Genomic DNA, 16,913 nt, shown 5'->3' on the forward strand with positions numbered 1-16,913 from the left:
ACTATAATCTACGCTTTTTCAAATACTCCACGGCTGATCATGCCATCCATCAAGAAATAGAATTTCTCTTGACTCATCGCATGAGCATCACCTTTGAAAATGTTCATTGATTTTAAGCCGTTAGCTGTTGTAACAGACATTTTCAATGTTTTTAAGTCGCTAGCGATCGTAATTTTTAATTTGAAACCTTCTTTACTTTGGGGTGTTGCATCCAATGGACGAACCAATTGAAAATTACCAGAATTTGTTTCAACAAATCCATTATCTTTTAATGTATATTTTTTTGCTTGTTCATTAACTTTGTAATAGACTTCACAGCCTTCTACTGTTGCTTTATCAGCAAATGCCATTTTTCCACCTCATTTATTCATTGTTTCTTCTATTATAATTGTTATAGTCATTTTTTTCTACCACTAATCAGCTTTTCTTTCAGCTCGCTTTAAGTCTTTGGATCGTTTGAATCAAAATATCTGTAAATTCTTCGATTTGTTCTGTATTCGTACCTAAACCAAAACTGATCCTTACTGATTCTTTGATAGCTGGATGGTCTTTCCCATACATTGCTTCCAATACATGAGAAGGTTCGACCGTCCCTGCAGTACAGGCCGATCCAGTAGAAATCGCCACTCCTTGAAGGTCTAAATGCATCAATAATAAGTCACTTGACACTTCAGGAAAGCGTACATTCAAAATGTGCGCTAATTTATTTTCAGGTGCACCATTGATTTGATAAGCTACAGCTGCCTGATCTAGTTTCGTTAAAATCAATTTTTGATAGTCAACATACGCTTCATGACGCCGTTTTTTCTCGTCATCAGTCAAAAGCTCTACAGCTTTACCCAAACCAACGATCCCCGCAACATTTTCTGTCCCTGCTCTACGTTTTTCTTCTTGTTCTCCACCATGTAAAAAAGAAGGAAGGGAAAGAGCATCATTTTTATACAGAAATCCTACCCCTTTAGGTCCATTGATTTTATGTGCTGAAATACTAAGTAGATCGATCCCAAGTTCATGAGGAGCTATTTGTTCTGATCCATATGCTTGAACCGCATCTGTATGAAAAACAGCTGGATGCTCTTTCAATAGAAGACCTATTTCTTTGATTGGTAAGAGATTGCCGATTTCATTGTTGCCGTACATCACAGAAACAAGCGTTGTGTCTTCTCGCAATTCTTGCTTGAGCTTTTCTACAGATAATTGCCCCGTTTCATCGACAGGAAGATATGTCACTTCAAATCCTAGCGTTTCTAGATATTTCATTGTTTCTAATACTGCTGGATGTTCAATTGCTGTTGTGATCAGATGCATTCCCTGCTCTTTTTTAGATAAAGCTGTTTCAATGATTGCTGTATTATCGCCTTCAGTGCCGCCGCTGTTAAAAATAATTTCATGCGGTTTGACGTGAAGGCTTTCTGCAACCACTTGACGTACATTTTCAATCTTGCGGTGTGCTTGACGGCCGAATGTATGGATACTGGATGGATTGCCGAATGTGTTTGCCATTTCAGCTGCCATTACTTCAATGACACTAGGATGCATCGGAGTTGTTGCCGCATGGTCTAAATAGATCGAAGTCATTGAACTCTTCCTTTCTGAACCACTTTTTATTGGCATTAGTTTAACATAAGTGTTCCCATTCCTCAAAATTTACTGTCATATCGTTTATTTTACAAATCGTTTTTCTTTGCGGTACGTATAAATATTTCCATAAGTGAATACTGCAATGCCTAGCCAAATAAAGCCAAAAGCCATAAATTGCTCTAACGAATACGGCTCGTGGTATATGAACAATGCTGATAAAAGCATCAAGGTCGGTCCTACATATTGGATGAAGCCAAGTATGATATAGGAAATCTTTTTTGCAGCTTCCGCAAAAAGAAGTAGCGGGATCGCTGTGACCACACCTGCACCGACCAATAGCAGATTTGTTGATAGTTCATAATTCATGAAGCCTTGCTTCGAGAAAAAGATCAGATAGACCAACGCAAGCGGCAAAATAACGAAGGTCTCGATCGTCAAGCCTGTATACGAACTGACAGAAACTCCCTTTTTGATCAGCCCATAAAAACTGAATGTTACCGCCATGATCAACGGAGCCAGCGGCAGTTGACCTGTTTGGATCGTTAATAACACAACTCCAGTCAAAGCCAATCCACAAGCGCTCAAGCCCGAACGGCTGAGTTTTTCTTTTAAAATCAAGGTTGCCAGCAGCACGTTGACTAAAGGGTTCATATAATACCCCAAGCTAGCCTGTGTAACATGTCCTTGACTCACCGTATAAATAAATGTAAACCAGTTTAATGAAATCAAAATAGCCGCACAAATAATAGCAAATAATTTTTTCTTGTCTTTTAAAACACTTTTGACTTCAGCTAAAAATAGTGTCCATTTTTTTGTCACAAAAATATAGATCAGCATAAATAAAAACGACCAGACAATTCGATAGCATAAGATATCAAGTGGATCGACCATCGGCATCAACTTCCAATAAATTGGAATAACGCCCCAAAATATATAAGCAATAAATCCCAATAAAACACCTTTTCTTTGTTCTTTCAATCAAACAACTCCCTTTCTTATTCAATAAAAAGAAGCTCAGTATAAACACACAGCTGAACTTCTTTCGTAAAAACAGATAATGATTATTTTTCTTCTAAACGAAACAGCGGACTCATCGGTGTATTTTCATGGATACGCTTCACTGCTTCTCCCATCAATTCCGCACAAGATACAATATTTAAACCTTCAGGACGACGATCCTCTGAGATAAAGACAGAATCTGTCACACAGATCTGTTCGATCGGTGAGTTATCTAATGTCTGTTTTGCACCTTTTGAAAGTAATCCGTGAGAAGCACAGGCATAAATACATTTTGCTCCGTTTTCCTTTAATATCTCAGCTGCCGTTGTCAACGTTTCTCCTGTATTTAAGATATCATCAACGAGAATACAGGTTTTTCCTTTGACTTCACCGATGACATAACCTGAACGCACGCCATCGACTTCATCCTGATCGATGATCGCTAATGTTGCATCAAGATATTCAGATAAGCTTCTTGCTCGCTGAACGCCGCTGTTTTTAGGAGAAACTACGACAATATCTTCACCGGTCTTCCCTTGTTTTCGATAGTTATGCGCAAATAACGGCATCGTGAAAAGATTATCTACAGGAATATCAAAGAATCCCTGCACCTGAACTGTATGTAAATCAAGCGTCAGCACTCGTGTTGCTCCTGCTTCTTCTAACAAATTCGCTACTAATTTTGCAGTGATCGGTTCTCTTGGTTTTGCTGTGCGGTCCTGTCTAGCATAGCCATAATAAGGTAAAACAACATTGATTGTTTTCGCACTAGCACGTTTTAATGCATCGATCATGATCAATAACTCCATCAAATGATCATTTACCGGTAAATTAGTTGATTGAATCAGAAAGACATGATCCCCACGAATACTCTCTTCAATATTGATTTGAATCTCTCCATCACTAAATTGACGAACCGTACTCTTTCCTAATTCAGTCCCGACAACCTCAGCTATTTTCTCAGCTAAAGGACGATTGGCATTCAAACTAAAGATCCGTAATGTTTTATCCTTGTATTTTTGGGTCATGATTTCCTCCGCACTTTCGATATTTTTACTCTGTATTTTTACTCAAAGCTTCATTTCCCATTCTACCATTGATTCGATAAAAAATCATGAATCTTTTTCTTTCTTACTAGAAAATAAGTGTTTTTATATTGTCTCTTTTTTTATTACAGTATACTTACAAAATTGTTCGTTGATTCACACAGAATCAAATTGCGTTTCTTTTCCTCATCAGTAAAATAAGAACTATATTGGAGGTGATTCGCTTATGCGGCATTCAAAACATCACAAAGGATCAAACTCATGGCTGCCTATGCTCGTTATTTTACTACTTTTTGTAGTTGTAGGCTTGGAAATATATTTGCTATTTTTTCAGCATCAATCTCATTCTATTTCCAAAAGTGCTACAAGCGAAACAACACTTCCGTCTACACGATCCTCTGCTTCTCTAACCACAGATGCAAAAAGAAAAGAAAACTTCGATCAGACGGTCGAACCGACTTCAGAACTTGCTGATCGATTAAATCAACAATTGATCGATAAACGTTTTGTTGGTACGGCTCTTGTTGTCCATAAGGGGCAGATCATTTTGCAAAAAGGATTTGGTTATGCAAACGTATCTGAAAATACTCCGAATACCTATCAGTCAACCTTTCAAATTGGTTCTATCCAAAAAGCAATGACTTGTGTGTTGATTTTACAGCAAGTCCAATCTGGTCATTTATCCTTAGAGCAAACCTTAGATCAGTTTTATCCTACTGTGCCTGGAAGTCATAAAATAACGATTCGACAGCTATTAGCTATGCGTTCTGGTTTGTACCAAAATGAATACCCTACAGAGATGATGTCTGAAGATGACTTTCTCCGTTTTTCGATCAACCATGCACGAATGGGGGATTACGACAAATATAAATATGACGGCGTCAATTATCGAATCTTAGCAGGTGTTTTAGAGCGTGTGACCAATCAAACCTATCGTGAATTGTTTGAGCAAGCCTTCGTTCAAAAAATACAACTGACCCACACTTCTTTTTATGATGATTTCCTAAATTCTTTCAATCGTACTTATGCGTATGAAAAAATCGACGGCAACGATTTGGGAAATGAAATCACGGACAATCAGCTAACCTTTGATCAAGAAGTTGGTACAGGCAATGTAGCAATGACTGTCGGTGATCTTTATCGCTTTTATGCAAACTTATTCGAAGGTCATTTGATTGACCAAACACTCAGCGATAACGTGTGGACACCCGAAACTGAAACAAAGTATATGGGCGGTCTATATAATTTTCCTACCTATATCAAAGGACACGGCTCAGAGGCTGGCTTTGAATCGAATGCATTATTTTCTAAAGATCAACAAGATGCGGTGATCCTTCTATCGAATCAGCATCCAAAAGATAAAACAAATTCAGATTTAGCTAATGCGATGTTCAATTTACTTGGTCCTTACAAAGCTTAACTATTTTACTTCCTTTGAGAAACTGTGACGCATTTAAAGAGAGGTTGAGACAGAAGTGTCTAATCCCGAGAAATAAGAAAGAATTCACGAAAATTGTTTTCCAAATTTTTGTGAATTCTTTCTTATTTCCGACCTTCAAAGCTTAGGGCTTTAGCCCTTAGCATTTGATGAGATCGGAGTGCAACGTAGTGGGATTGCTTCTGTTCTCACCGTTTATCCGGATTCCAGGTGTCTGGGATTTGACTCACAGAGTTTTGTCCCAGACCCTTTCATCCTAAATATATGGCGAGACAAAAGCAGCTCCTTCTATTTTTCTGAGCTAGATACTTTTGTCTCGTTTTTTAGGTTCGCCTAAAAAAACTTGATTTCATTTTAGCTTTGTCTTATACTAATTTTAAGGCAAACCTAAAAAGGAGGTTTTTTTATGTCTATAACTAACAATAATATTACAGTCCAGCATTTGACTGTCAGCTATCAAGGTCAAAAAGCATTACAAGATATTTCATTACAGCTCTCTTCTGGGAGTATTACCGGTATCATTGGGCCAAATGGCGCTGGTAAATCGACTTTTTTGAAAGGATTGCTCGGTCTGATCAAAACGGAGTCCCGAAACGTTTTGATCGGTGACACACCGATCGACACTCAGAAGAAGCGAATCGCTTATGTAGAGCAACGCAGTGCATTAGATTTATCATTCCCGATCAATGTTCTAGAAGTTGTCCTTTTAGGAACCTACCCTAAATTAGGCTTATTCCACCGTCCTGGTAAGCTGGAAAAAGAAAAAGCCTTAGCTGCTTTAAAAACTGTTCAACTGGAAGCTTTTGCCAAACGACAAATCGGCGAGTTGTCCGGCGGTCAGCTGCAACGTGTCTTTATTGCCCGGGTACTGGCTCAAGATGCAGATATCATCGTTTTAGATGAACCTTTCGTCGGGATCGATATGACTAGTGAAAAGGTCATTATGGATATCCTCAAAGCATTGAAAGACGTTGGCAAGACGATCATTATTGTCCATCATGATCTGCATAAAGTTGCTCATTATTTCGATGAAGTGGTCATTTTAAAGAAAAAATTGATTGCTTTCGGACCTGTAGCAACGACTTTTACCAACAGAAATATTCAACTCGCTTATGGCGAATCTATGGGCGATATTATCATCAAAGGAGTGGCTGATGCATGATCACAAATTTTATTGACGGTTTGATCCGTTACCAGTTTTTACAAAACGCACTGATAACCTCGATCATTGTCGGGCTTATCTCAGGAATCATCGGTTCATTTATCGTTTTAAGAGGCATGTCATTGATGGGAGATGCCATTTCTCATGCGGTGTTACCAGGTGTCGCAGCTTCTTATATGTTTGGTGCAAATTATATTTTCGGTGCATCTATCTTTGGTATTTTAGCAGCGTTATTGATTGGCTTTATCACACAAAAAAGCCAATTGAAAAATGATACTGCGATCGGTGTAGTCTTCAGCTCCTTTTTCGCACTAGGGATCATCATGATTTCTTTTGCAAAAAGCTCCACTGACCTTTACCATATTCTTTTTGGAAATGTGTTGGCTGTTCGTGATTCAGATATTTTGATCACTGCAGTCGTAGGTATTCTCGTATTGTTATTTGTAGGCGTGTTTTATAAAGAGCTGCAAATTACATCATTTGATCCTACAATGGCGCAAGCATATGGATTAAATGTTCAATTTTTCCACTATGCGTTGATGTTTCTATTAACATTAGTGGCCGTTTCTTCATTACAAACTGTTGGAACGATTTTAGTGATCGCGATGCTGATCACACCCGCAGCTACAGCCTATCTTTTGACGAATCATTTACCGACAATGATCGGGCTTGCTTCTTTGTTCGGCATTTTAAGTTCAATTATCGGCTTGTTCTTTAGTTATTCTTATAACCTAGCATCAGGAGCAACCATCGTTTTAACTGCTGCCGGATTCTTTATTCTAGCTTTTCTATTTTCACCAAAAAAGGGATTATTTTTTGCAAACAAACCGAAGGAGGACCTCTCACTATGAAAAAAATAGTCATAACTATCGCTGCATGTGCAAGTTTATTTTTATTAGCTGCCTGTCAATCGAAACCAGAGACATCATTAGATGAAAAGAAACTAAATATCGTAGCAACTAACTCGATTCTTGCTGACATGGTAGAAAATGTTGGCGGCGATTTAGTGAATATCCACAGCATTGTCCCCGTTGGAACTGATCCACATGAATACGAACCGCTACCTGAGGACATTGCTAAAGCATCAGAAGCTGATATTCTATTTTTCAATGGATTAAACTTAGAAACTGGCGGAAACGGCTGGTTCAGTAAATTGATGGAAACAGCTCATAAAAAAGAAAATGAAGATTATTTCTCTGTCAGTCAGAATGTCACTCCCATGTATTTAACAAGTGCTGGCCAAGAAAATGAGCAAGATCCTCATGCTTGGTTAGACATCCAAAACAGTATTTCATATGTAGAAACGATTCGAAATACGTTGATCGATAAGGACCCAGAAAATGAAGCAAGTTACAATAAAAAGGCAGACGACTATATCAAAAAGCTTGAGACTTTGGATCAAGAAGCAAAAGAGAAATTCGCTGATATACCAAAAGATCAAAAACTATTGGTAACTAGTGAAGGGGCGTTTAAATATTTTTCTAAAGCCTATGGGTTGACGGCTGCCTATATTTGGGAGATCAACACCGAAAGCCAAGGCACACCTGATCAAATGAAGCAGATCATCGATCAAATCCGGCAAACCAAGGTGCCCGTGCTTTTCGTCGAAACAAGTGTTGATAAACGTAGTATGGAACGCGTATCAAAAGAGACTAAATTACCAATCTACAGTACCATTTTCACAGATTCTCTTGCCAAAAAGGGAGAAGATGGAGATAGTTACTACACAATGATGAAATGGAATCTGGATAAGATCCATGAAGGCTTGACGCAATAAAAGATAGAAAGTAGCCGCACCTTTGATGAACGAAGGTACGGCTATTTTTTATCTGATCATCTCCTCAATATTGATGATTCGATCAGTGATATCAGCATAAAATTCTTCTTCATGTGAAACGATGATGATCGTTCCTTGATAGTCTTGAATTGCTTCACGCAGACTTTCCTTTGCAGCTGCATCGATGTGATTCGTTGGCTCATCTAGAAAAATCAGATTGCTCGTTTCCATCGTCAATTCACATAATTTTACTTTTGTTTGCTCCCCTCCGCTCAATAAGCGCAGCTGTTGATTTACCAATTTATCCGGCAATCCGCATTTAGCTAAAAATGTCCGAATTTCTTTGACCGTCTTTTTAGGAAAACGATCGCTTAAATAAGCTAATGGAGTCAAATAATCATTTTCCCATGTTAAGTCTTGAGAAAAATAGGCTATTTTGGTATTGGCTGGGTATTGAAATTCGCCGCTAAGTGATTTGATTTTTCCTGTCAGTGTCTTGATCAACGTTGATTTTCCGATTCCATTGAATCCTTTGATCGCAACCTTTTCACCGCTATGAACAGATAAATCGATTGGGGCTAGCAATGACTTTTCATACCCAATCACTAATTGATCTGTGATCAACGCTAAACTGGCAACGATCGACAGATAAGGGAAAACGATATGTGGTGTCATTAGACTTCCAGGTGGTGTCAGTCTTTCTAGACGATCTAATTGCTTTTGGCGGCTTTTTGCCATGGTTGCACGATTTCCTGCTTTGTATTTACGAATATATGCTTCTGCTTTTTCTATTTTTGCCTGCTGGGCGTGATATTGTTTCAAGTAGCTTTCTTTATTCAGCTCTTTTTGGGCAAAGGATTTTTCGACATTTCCGGTATATTTTGTCAGCTTGCCGAATTCAATATCACAAATACAGTTTGTTACAGCATTCAAAAAATGATAATCATGCGACACCAGAATAAACGTACCGTCAAAATTAGTTAAATAGCTGATCAGCCACTGAATATGAGTATCATCCAAATAGTTCGTCGGTTCATCTAAAAGTAGTACATCAGGCTCTTCCAGTAACAGCTTCGCCAAAATCACTTTGGAACGCTGTCCGCCGCTCAGCTCCTTCATCGAACGATCCAACCCGATCGCTTCGATTCCTAATCCGTTCGCAAAATCATTGATGATTGGATCTATTTGATAAAAATCACTTTCATCCAGTTGCGTTTGCAGGCTGCCTGCCCGCTCTAATAATTTATCTTCGCCAGTCTCACCATAGATCGAATACAGTTCATTGATTTTGGACTCGATCTCATATAGCGGTTGGTACGCTTGATGTAAAAATTCACTGATCGTACTTTCACCGATCACCTCCATATACTGATCCAAGTAACCGATTTTGATATTGTTTTGCCAAGTAATTGCTCCCTCGTCTGCAAGTATTTCTCCTGTTAATATTTTTATCAGCGTTGATTTTCCTACACCATTTTGACCAGTAAGTCCCAGATGGTCTCCTTTATTCACACGTAAAGAGGCATATTCATAAAGTATTTTTTCCCCGAAACGCTGGGTCAGATGTTCGATCGTTAATAAACTCATGTAGTTCATTCCTTTTCCATTTTATTTTGTAAATCACGTGACACGTCCATTCGTTCAGTTTCTGCTATCGAACACCAATGCTCCGCACGTAAGATCTTAGGTAAACAAAAAACAAGCGATCAAAAATAAGTCTCCCTTATCTCATCCCTTGTTTATAATCAACAAAGAGAGTGAGCCAAACGAAACATCCGTTTTGCGCCACTCTCTAAGTCCGAATAAACGGCAAGAAAAAAGCAGCTCCTTCGGAAATAAGCCGAAATTTTCAAAAATTTGAAGAACAATTTTCATAAATTCCTTCTTATTTCTCGGAGCTTAACGCTTTTGTCTTAGCCTCTCATTCGCTTTTATTAAAAGTCATGGTCATCGTTTAAAATACAACACGAAATAAGACTAAAGCTTAGTCTAAATTTGCTAGTATTCTAACGATGAAGATTTCTTCTATTAAGCTCCGCAACAATGCTTCATCACATTCATTTGTTGGGAGCTGCTTCTTTTGACAAATTTATCTGAAAGAACAAACATTCTTGATCACCTTTCTTTACAGAACATATTTTAGCATATTCATTTTAAAAAGCAAAATAATCATTTGTTTATTCTTTTTAGTAAAAAACGAGCTTGACACCTAACCGAATAAACAACTGGAGCAGAAGCAATCCTCGTAGAAATAAATGCTTCTGCCAGCCGTTTTTCATTTTATTCAGCGGCACCTAAGTATGATAAAGCATAGCTCACATGAAATTCAGTCGCTAAAGCTAAGCCCGCTTCATCGATATCAAATTTTTCATGATGGTGCCCATATTGAGTATCCGTATTTTCTAAATTGCGTGTACCTACACGTCCATAAACACCGGGAGCTTTGAGCAAGAAGTCCGCAAAATCATCTGCACCCAAGCTCTTTGTATGATCTGTCACGACATTTTCGATGCCCACGATTCCAGCAGCTACCTTTTGAGCCAACTCCGTTGCTGTATCATCATTGATCAACGGACCTGCCGCGTCATGAATCTGAAAAGAAGAAATTTTCGTGCGATGTGCTTCTGCGATTTGATTTGCGATTTCTTCCACACGTTTCAAGACAAATGCACGCGTTTCATGACTAAAGGCTCTCACCGTTCCTTCGATCGTTGCGTGATTTGCAACAATGTTATATCTTGTCCCTGCATCCAATACACCGATTCCGATAACGACTGGATCTAAAGGGCTAACTTCTCTAGCTGCGATTTTTTGTAATTCTACGACGATGCTTGCTGCAGATAAAACAGCATCACGACCAACGTTTGGTTGTGCCACATGGCTGCTCAAGCCCTCTACTTCGATTTTAAAAATATCACAAGAAGCATTTGTTGCTCCTTTCGTTGCGACTAATTTACCGACAGGAACACTCGAATCTAAATGGATACCAAAAACCTGATCGACATTCTCAACAAATCCTCCTTCTACAAACTGACAAGCACCTGCTCCGATTTCTTCTGCTGGCTGGAACGCAAGCTTGATCGTTCCGGCAAAGTCTTCTTCACGATTCTTTAAAATTTTTGCGGCGCCTAATAATGCTGCTGCATGGCCGTCGTGACCGCAGGCATGATTTAAGCCAGGATTCTTAGACTGATAAGGTTTTCCAGTGGCGTCTTCCAATTCCAAAGCATCGATATCTGCACGCAGGATAATCGTCTTCCCTTGGCCTTTTTTTCCTTCGATCGTTCCTAATGCACCTGTTTCACCCACTGCTTCAAAAGGAATTCCTAACTTGGTCAGCTCTTCTTTGATTCGTTTGATCGTTTCATATTCTTTTAAACTTGCTTCAGGATATTGATGGAAATGGCGTCTTAAGGCAATGACTTCCTCTGCATTTTGCTTTATTTCTTCTTGGATCGTTTGTTTTGTTGTGACTGTCATAGTGATTTCCTCCTCTTATTTTCTTCCGAATGTTTCCCAAGCTGGGATACTTGAGCCTTTTGATGTTTCTTCGATCACTTTTTTAGTTTCTTCTTGTTGGTAAGTGTCCACTACTTTATTGTATGTTTCGTTGTCTTCATCTTCCTTACGGGCAACGATGATATTTACATATGGTTTTGATGTTTCATCTACTGGTTCTAGGAAAATTGCATCTTTTGCTGGTACAAAACCAGCATCGACAGCCATTCCACTATTGATGACAGAAGCATCGATGTCTTGAAGTGCTCTAGCCGTCTGAGAGGCATCTAGTTCAGTGATTTTTAAATTCAATTTGTTTTCAGTGATGTCATTGACCGTAGGTGTTTGTTTTTTCGCCGGATCTACTTTGATCAAGCCAGCGCTTTGTAAAAGCAGTAAGGCACGTCCGCCATTCGTTGCATCATTTGGAATAGCGATTTCTGCCCCATCTTTCAATTCTTTCACGTCTTTGATTTTTGATGAATAGATCCCCAACGGTGCGCTGACCGTATTTCCGATCGACACTAAATTTGTTTTATGTTCTTCGTTATAGTTATCCAGAAAAATTTGGTGTTGGAATGAGTTCAGGTCGATTTCTTTTTCAGCTAAGGCTGCATTAGGTTGTGTATAATCAGAAAACTCGATCAATTGAAGGTCGATCCCATCTTTTTTTAGTCGCTCTTTAACTGATTCTAAGACTTCATTGTTGGCGCCTACCACGCCTAATTTTACGACTTCAGTTTTTTCACTTTTGGCAGTACCGGAAGAACATCCTGCTATGACAACCCCAACTGTTAATGCTAAACCAATGATTTTTACAAATTTTTTCATGCTATTTCCTCTTTTCAAGTAGTTTTTTATTTGCGGTTTTATTAAATAAATGATCAATGAGATGTTTTTCGAATCAACGTATTACTGATAAATTGACTGGCAAATACTAAAACCAAAATAATCAATGTTGCTACGATCGTCACATCCGTTTGAAATCGATTGTATCCTCTAGTAATAGCTAGATTGCCCAAGCCTCCAGCTCCGATTGCACCTGCCATCGCAGTCAAACCGATCAAATTGATAATCGTTACAGAAGAAACACGAATAATACTTGGCAAGCCTTCAATGAGATACACTCTAAAAATGATCCCTAAAGGACTTGTCCCCATTGATTCAGCCGCTTCGATAACCCCAGGGTCGACCTCAAGCAAAGCATTTTCGATTTGTCTGGCAAAAAATGGAATCACTCCTATCACCAGCGGCACTAAAGCAGCCGTTGTACCAATCGTTGTTCCTGTTAAAAAACGAGTGATCGGCTGGATCAGCGCCAGCATAATGATAAAAGGGATGGATCTACATACATTGATAAATTTTTCTAAAATACTGTAAAGAACTGGACTTTTTAAAATACCTTTTGGACCAGTTGCTACTAAAATGACCCCAAGTAGAGTCCCTAAAACTCCTGCAATTATTGCCGTCCAAAAAACCATATATAATGTTTCTATTGTACTGCTAATAAATTCTTGCTTTAGTTCGATAACATTTGGAAAATACTGTTGGAAAAACTTCTGCATAACTTTCGCTCCTTCATTATTGCGATACCGCTGGTAATGGTATGACGTTATTTGTTGAACCTGCTTCTTTTAAAATTTTGACTTTTACTTCTTGTTCCTGTAAGAAGTTCAGAGCCTTCTCTCTTTGTGTTTCTTCTCCCGAAAGAATCACGATCAAATTGCCGATCGGAACATTTTGTAAAATCTCGACATTCCCGTAAAGAATATTTGTAACCACATGGTATTGACTGTACAGTTGTGCAATCAACGGCTCACTTGTTTGCTCTCCCACATACGAAAATTCTACCAATACTTCATTTCCACCTAAATTTGTCAAGCTAGGATGCTGAACGATCGTCTCTAATGCTTGATCGATATGAGTTGCTGTTCGAATGAAATCCTTCGTCAAGGCTTCTTTTGGCTGGCTGAATACTGAAACAATGTCGTTTTGTTCAATGACTTGCCCAGCCTCCATCACAGCAACTTTATTACAAATTTCTTTAACAACTTGCATTTCATGTGTGATCAAAACGATCGTCAATCCTAGTTCTTTATTCAATTTTTTTAGTAGATCAAGAATTTGAATCGTCGTCTTAGGATCGAGCGCACTAGTTGCTTCATCACAAAGTAAAATCTCAGGATCATTGGCTAATGCTCTGGCAATCGCTACCCGCTGTTTTTGGCCACCAGAGAGTTGACTCGGATAGGCATCTTTCTTGTCTGCCAACCCAACCAGATCCAGTAATTTTTCAATTTTTTCTTTTCGCTGCATTTTATTTAGACCAGAATATTTCAATGAAAAATCAATGTTCCCAAAAATCGTTCGTTCCTTCATTAAGTTAAAATGTTGGAAGATCATCCCAATTTTCTTGCGTTGTGCTCGTAATTCCTTCGGTGAAAAGGAAAGTATATTTTTTTCATTGATGATCACTTCCCCAGCCGTTGGCCGCTGCAATAGATTGATTACTCGGACCAATGTACTTTTTCCTGCGCCTGAATAACCTACGATTCCAAAAACATCCTCTTTTTCAATAGTTAATGTGACATCTTTTACTGCCTCTATCGCTTTTTTCTTTTGATAAAACGTTACATCAATATGTTTTAATTCGATCATCTTTAATCCTCCTGCAATTCTTTTGGAACAAACCAATAATTTTCTTGGTTATGTTCATTTAAATAGGTTTTAAATTCTTTGGAGTGATAGGCATCAACAACTGCTTTTGCCCAATCGCTCTCTTTATTTTTTTCATCGATCGTTGCGACTAGTTCATATTCTTTTAACACATCTTCTGAAAGTAGGCTTTCTTTTGGATCAAGTTTTGCACTGTAGACGATACTTCCTGGAATAACCGCAAAATCTAGATCTTCTAAACTTCTCGGAATTTGTGCAGAAGTCATTTCTACAAATTCTAGTTCTTTCGGATTGCTTACAATGTCATTTTTTGTTGCTTTGACGGAATCTATACCTTCTTTCAATTCGATCCAACCTGCCTTTTGCAGAAGATTGAACGCTCGAGCTGTGTTAGATGGATCATCTGGGATTCCAACCTTATCTTTCTTCTGAACATCCTCTAACTGACTTTTTCGACCTGGAAATAGACCTGCTGCTACTGTTGGAATCGGTGTGATGCCGATCAGATGAGCATCCTTGTTTTCATTGAAGTTATTGAGATAAGCGGTATGCTGATCTACATTCAAATCGATCGTCCCTTCCGCCAACGCGATGTCTGCCTGAATCAATTCTGTAAACTCATTTTGCTTTATTTGATACCCTTGTTTTTCTAATATTGGTTTCACAGCTTCTAAAAATAATTCACTATATGGACCAGGTGAGGTACCCACTCTAATGATTTTATCTTTCGTTTCAGTAGAGCTACGATTGCTACTACAAGCGGAAACAGTGGCTACACCTATTAGAATCAATAGTGTCATCAACATCCTTTTTTTCATTTAACGTTCCTCCTTTTACTTTTTAGCTAAAAATAGAAAAAGCGTCCTCAAATGCATAAAATTATACATTTGAGGACGCTTTTGCGTGTTACCACCTCTATTTAGTATCCATTCACATAGATACCCTCATCAAGTACGTCAAAATTTTTGAGTATACTTTAGCACTATAACGGGTGCTCCCGTCGCTGTCTTATGAACTATTCACTCGAAGCGCTGCTCAATGGCCATTTTCCAGATTTCATTTATCGCTTGTTTTCAGCTACCCAAGCTCTCTGTTAGATAAAATTCCAGCTGTACTTTCCATCTCATTGCGTTGTCTATAAAATTGTCTTACTGATTCTGCCTTCTCCGCCAAAGAACAAAAAAAGCCCTTTACCAGCCTGTGCTAGTAAAGGGCGAATAATCGCGGTACCACCTTTGTTTTAAAGTAATCTTCATTACTTTTCTTTAATCAAGTCAATCAACTTGCTGCTAGGATAACGGGTGCTGCCCGAAGCTGCTTACTTATCAACAACTTATCCTCAGAGGCCATCTTCAATCCTTCTGCATCTATCTCTTTTCACCAACCGAGACTCTCTATGAAATGCGCCCAAATTTACTCTTCTCTTCAACGGACTGTCTATTTTCTTTTTGTTACATCGTATTCTACTTGAAAAAATTTGAGCTGTCAAATACTTTTTTTCTTCATAGTGAAGGCTATTAGAAAATAGAGTAAAAAATAATGAATCACTTTCAAAAATCCCTAGTCATACTACTCTTACTTTGTTATACTTTTCTCAAAGGGAGGCAACAGGTTGAGGTATGGTCATTTAACGTGCAGTTATTTTTTGATACTCGACCAAATAAAGAAAAAAACTACAAATATGGAGGTTATTAAATGAATTATTCGTATCAAGCGAACAAAAAATCAGTCCCATTAATTATTTTATTATCTTTTATCACATGTGGCATTTATTCACTATTTTGGATGTATGATGTAACGCGTCAGCTTTGTGAAGTCAATGAAGATCAAACAACAAATCCAGGATTAGTTGTATTACTTTCCATCATTACTTGCGGTATTTACACTCTTTACTGGTGGTATAAGATCGGTAGTATGTTTGTAGAAAGTCAAGCTAGAGAAAATGTTCGACCAATTGTTGATAACAAAATCGTCTTACTTGTTCTTTCAATCTTTGGCTTTTCAATTATTTCTATGGGCATTTTGCAAGCTGACCTAAACCGTTTCTGGGAAAAACTTGAAACTGGTGATCGTGATGGCTACAGTACTGGAATGGACGAATAATATAGAACTGTGTATTTTCAAACATTTGTTTGGTGTTCCTTGTCCTGGTTGTGGTATGACAAGAGCATTCATTCATTTTTTTCAGCTAGATTTAAAAGGGGCTTTTTATTATCATCCATTGTTTTGGCTAATACCAATAATTTTTGTGATCATCGTTTTTAGAAAAAAAGTTCCCTTATTTAATCGAATTTGTCTTAATCATAACGTTATTTTTAGTGTTATAGGATTGTTTTTTCTTGTGTATATTATCCGGCTGACCTTATTTTTTCCAACTACAGCACCAATGGATTTCAATGCGCAGTCGTTAAGTGCCACAGTGCTTCGCTGGATAACAACCTATATACACTAATTAGATGTTACAACCCGTACAATTTTGAGGTACGATATCAAAAAGTAAAAATATCTAAACATCTTTTGTATCGTACTTCTTTCTGATCTTTTTGCTCTTTCCCTAAATAACTTATCTGCGACTAAATTTTACTCTATTGAAAAACCGTTGACAAACATTCTAATCTACGGTAATCTGTTATCTGTATTCCAGTAATATTGCCGCCTTAGCTCAGCTGGTAGAGCACCACCATGGTAAGGTGGGGGTCGCCGGTTCAAGCCCGGCAGGTGGCTTTTTTATTTAGT

16 protein-coding genes, 1 tRNA gene and 2 other annotated features are annotated in these 16,913 nt (G+C 38.2%); of the genes, 7 read left to right on the forward strand and 10 right to left on the reverse strand.

Annotated features, from left to right (window positions below; translation table 11 throughout):
• Nucleotides 1–8: 8 nt before the first annotated feature.
• The 4 genes from IGI58_RS02765 to IGI58_RS02780 all read right to left on the reverse strand — a co-directional run bounded on the left by IGI58_RS02765 (nucleotide 9) and on the right by IGI58_RS02780 (nucleotide 3,608).
• Nucleotides 9–350, reverse strand: a complete 342-nt coding sequence (locus IGI58_RS02765; protein WP_087641165.1) for a DUF1831 domain-containing protein — start codon at nucleotides 348–350, stop codon at nucleotides 9–11.
• 79 nt (nucleotides 351–429) lie between these two features.
• Entirely contained in the window at nucleotides 430–1,578 is a 1,149-nt protein-coding gene (locus IGI58_RS02770) for a cysteine desulfurase family protein (RefSeq protein WP_429954538.1), read from the reverse strand.
• Between the two features lie 84 nt (nucleotides 1,579–1,662).
• Nucleotides 1,663–2,559 (reverse strand): EamA family transporter RarD, encoded by an 897-nt coding sequence (rarD, locus tag IGI58_RS02775; RefSeq protein ID WP_429954537.1) that lies wholly within the window; start codon nucleotides 2,557–2,559, stop codon nucleotides 1,663–1,665.
• An 83-nt stretch (nucleotides 2,560–2,642) separates the two neighbouring features.
• Nucleotides 2,643–3,608: a ribose-phosphate diphosphokinase gene (locus IGI58_RS02780; RefSeq protein ID WP_087641162.1), complete on the reverse strand. Its 966-nt coding sequence runs from the start codon at nucleotides 3,606–3,608 to the stop codon at nucleotides 2,643–2,645.
• A gap of 244 nt (nucleotides 3,609–3,852) precedes the next feature.
• On the opposite strand from IGI58_RS02780, the gene IGI58_RS02785 reads away from it, so the two are divergent.
• The 4 genes from IGI58_RS02785 (at nucleotide 3,853) to IGI58_RS02800 (ending at nucleotide 8,003) form a co-directional block, all read left to right on the forward strand.
• A complete protein-coding gene (locus IGI58_RS02785; RefSeq protein ID WP_429954536.1) occupies nucleotides 3,853–5,046 on the forward strand; it encodes a serine hydrolase domain-containing protein in 1,194 nt (397 codons plus the stop codon).
• A 424-nt stretch (nucleotides 5,047–5,470) separates the two neighbouring features.
• Complete coding sequence (locus IGI58_RS02790) at nucleotides 5,471–6,226, forward strand: metal ABC transporter ATP-binding protein (protein ID WP_429954535.1); 756 nt, start codon at nucleotides 5,471–5,473, stop codon at nucleotides 6,224–6,226.
• Nucleotides 6,223–7,077 carry a metal ABC transporter permease gene (locus IGI58_RS02795; RefSeq protein WP_087641159.1) on the forward strand — a complete coding sequence of 285 codons (855 nt, stop codon included), beginning with the start codon at nucleotides 6,223–6,225 and terminating at the stop codon, nucleotides 7,075–7,077. The genes IGI58_RS02790 and IGI58_RS02795 overlap by 4 nt, the downstream gene beginning before the upstream one ends.
• Complete coding sequence (locus IGI58_RS02800; protein ID WP_429954534.1) at nucleotides 7,074–8,003, forward strand: metal ABC transporter substrate-binding protein; 930 nt, start codon at nucleotides 7,074–7,076, stop codon at nucleotides 8,001–8,003. The genes IGI58_RS02795 and IGI58_RS02800 overlap by 4 nt, the downstream gene beginning before the upstream one ends.
• Nucleotides 8,004–8,051: 48 nt before the next feature.
• Here the strand turns inward: IGI58_RS02800 and IGI58_RS02805 are convergent, their stop codons facing one another.
• The 6 genes from IGI58_RS02805 to IGI58_RS02830 all read right to left on the reverse strand — a co-directional run bounded on the left by IGI58_RS02805 (nucleotide 8,052) and on the right by IGI58_RS02830 (nucleotide 14,995).
• Nucleotides 8,052–9,590, reverse strand: a complete 1,539-nt coding sequence (locus IGI58_RS02805; protein ID WP_429954533.1) for an ABC-F family ATP-binding cassette domain-containing protein — start codon at nucleotides 9,588–9,590, stop codon at nucleotides 8,052–8,054.
• A 693-nt stretch (nucleotides 9,591–10,283) separates the two neighbouring features.
• Nucleotides 10,284–11,483 (reverse strand): amidohydrolase, encoded by a 1,200-nt coding sequence (locus IGI58_RS02810; RefSeq protein ID WP_225534227.1) that lies wholly within the window; start codon nucleotides 11,481–11,483, stop codon nucleotides 10,284–10,286.
• Nucleotides 11,484–11,498: 15 nt separating this feature from the next.
• The gene (locus IGI58_RS02815; RefSeq protein ID WP_429954532.1) at nucleotides 11,499–12,332 is read right to left on the reverse strand and encodes a MetQ/NlpA family ABC transporter substrate-binding protein; all 834 of its coding nucleotides are present in this window, start codon (nucleotides 12,330–12,332) and stop codon (nucleotides 11,499–11,501) included.
• Nucleotides 12,333–12,385: 53 nt separating this feature from the next.
• Nucleotides 12,386–13,066, reverse strand: a complete 681-nt coding sequence (locus IGI58_RS02820; RefSeq protein ID WP_429954531.1) for a methionine ABC transporter permease — start codon at nucleotides 13,064–13,066, stop codon at nucleotides 12,386–12,388.
• Between the two features lie 16 nt (nucleotides 13,067–13,082).
• Nucleotides 13,083–14,159, reverse strand: a complete 1,077-nt coding sequence (locus IGI58_RS02825) for a methionine ABC transporter ATP-binding protein (RefSeq protein WP_225534225.1) — start codon at nucleotides 14,157–14,159, stop codon at nucleotides 13,083–13,085.
• 2 nt (nucleotides 14,160–14,161) lie between these two features.
• Nucleotides 14,162–14,995, reverse strand: a complete 834-nt coding sequence (locus IGI58_RS02830; protein WP_429954530.1) for a MetQ/NlpA family ABC transporter substrate-binding protein — start codon at nucleotides 14,993–14,995, stop codon at nucleotides 14,162–14,164.
• Between the two features lie 68 nt (nucleotides 14,996–15,063).
• Nucleotides 15,064–15,313, reverse strand: a binding site (T-box leader).
• Between the two features lie 70 nt (nucleotides 15,314–15,383).
• Nucleotides 15,384–15,615: a binding site (T-box leader), on the reverse strand.
• Between the two features lie 257 nt (nucleotides 15,616–15,872).
• Here IGI58_RS02830 and IGI58_RS02835 point away from each other — a divergent pair.
• The 3 genes from IGI58_RS02835 (at nucleotide 15,873) to IGI58_RS02845 (ending at nucleotide 16,901) form a co-directional block, all read left to right on the forward strand.
• Nucleotides 15,873–16,280 (forward strand): DUF4234 domain-containing protein, encoded by a 408-nt coding sequence (locus IGI58_RS02835; RefSeq protein WP_225534223.1) that lies wholly within the window; start codon nucleotides 15,873–15,875, stop codon nucleotides 16,278–16,280.
• Nucleotides 16,252–16,629, forward strand: a complete 378-nt coding sequence (locus IGI58_RS02840; RefSeq protein ID WP_429954529.1) for a DUF2752 domain-containing protein — start codon at nucleotides 16,252–16,254, stop codon at nucleotides 16,627–16,629. Before IGI58_RS02835 ends, IGI58_RS02840 begins: the two co-directional genes overlap by 29 nt.
• Nucleotides 16,630–16,828: 199 nt before the next feature.
• Nucleotides 16,829–16,901 (forward strand) — tRNA-Thr (locus IGI58_RS02845).
• Nucleotides 16,902–16,913: the final 12 nt, after the last annotated feature.

Source organism: Enterococcus sp. AZ020 (assembly GCF_050499205.1).
In the GTDB taxonomy this organism is placed as follows: domain Bacteria; phylum Bacillota; class Bacilli; order Lactobacillales; family Enterococcaceae; genus Enterococcus_L; species Enterococcus_L dunnyi.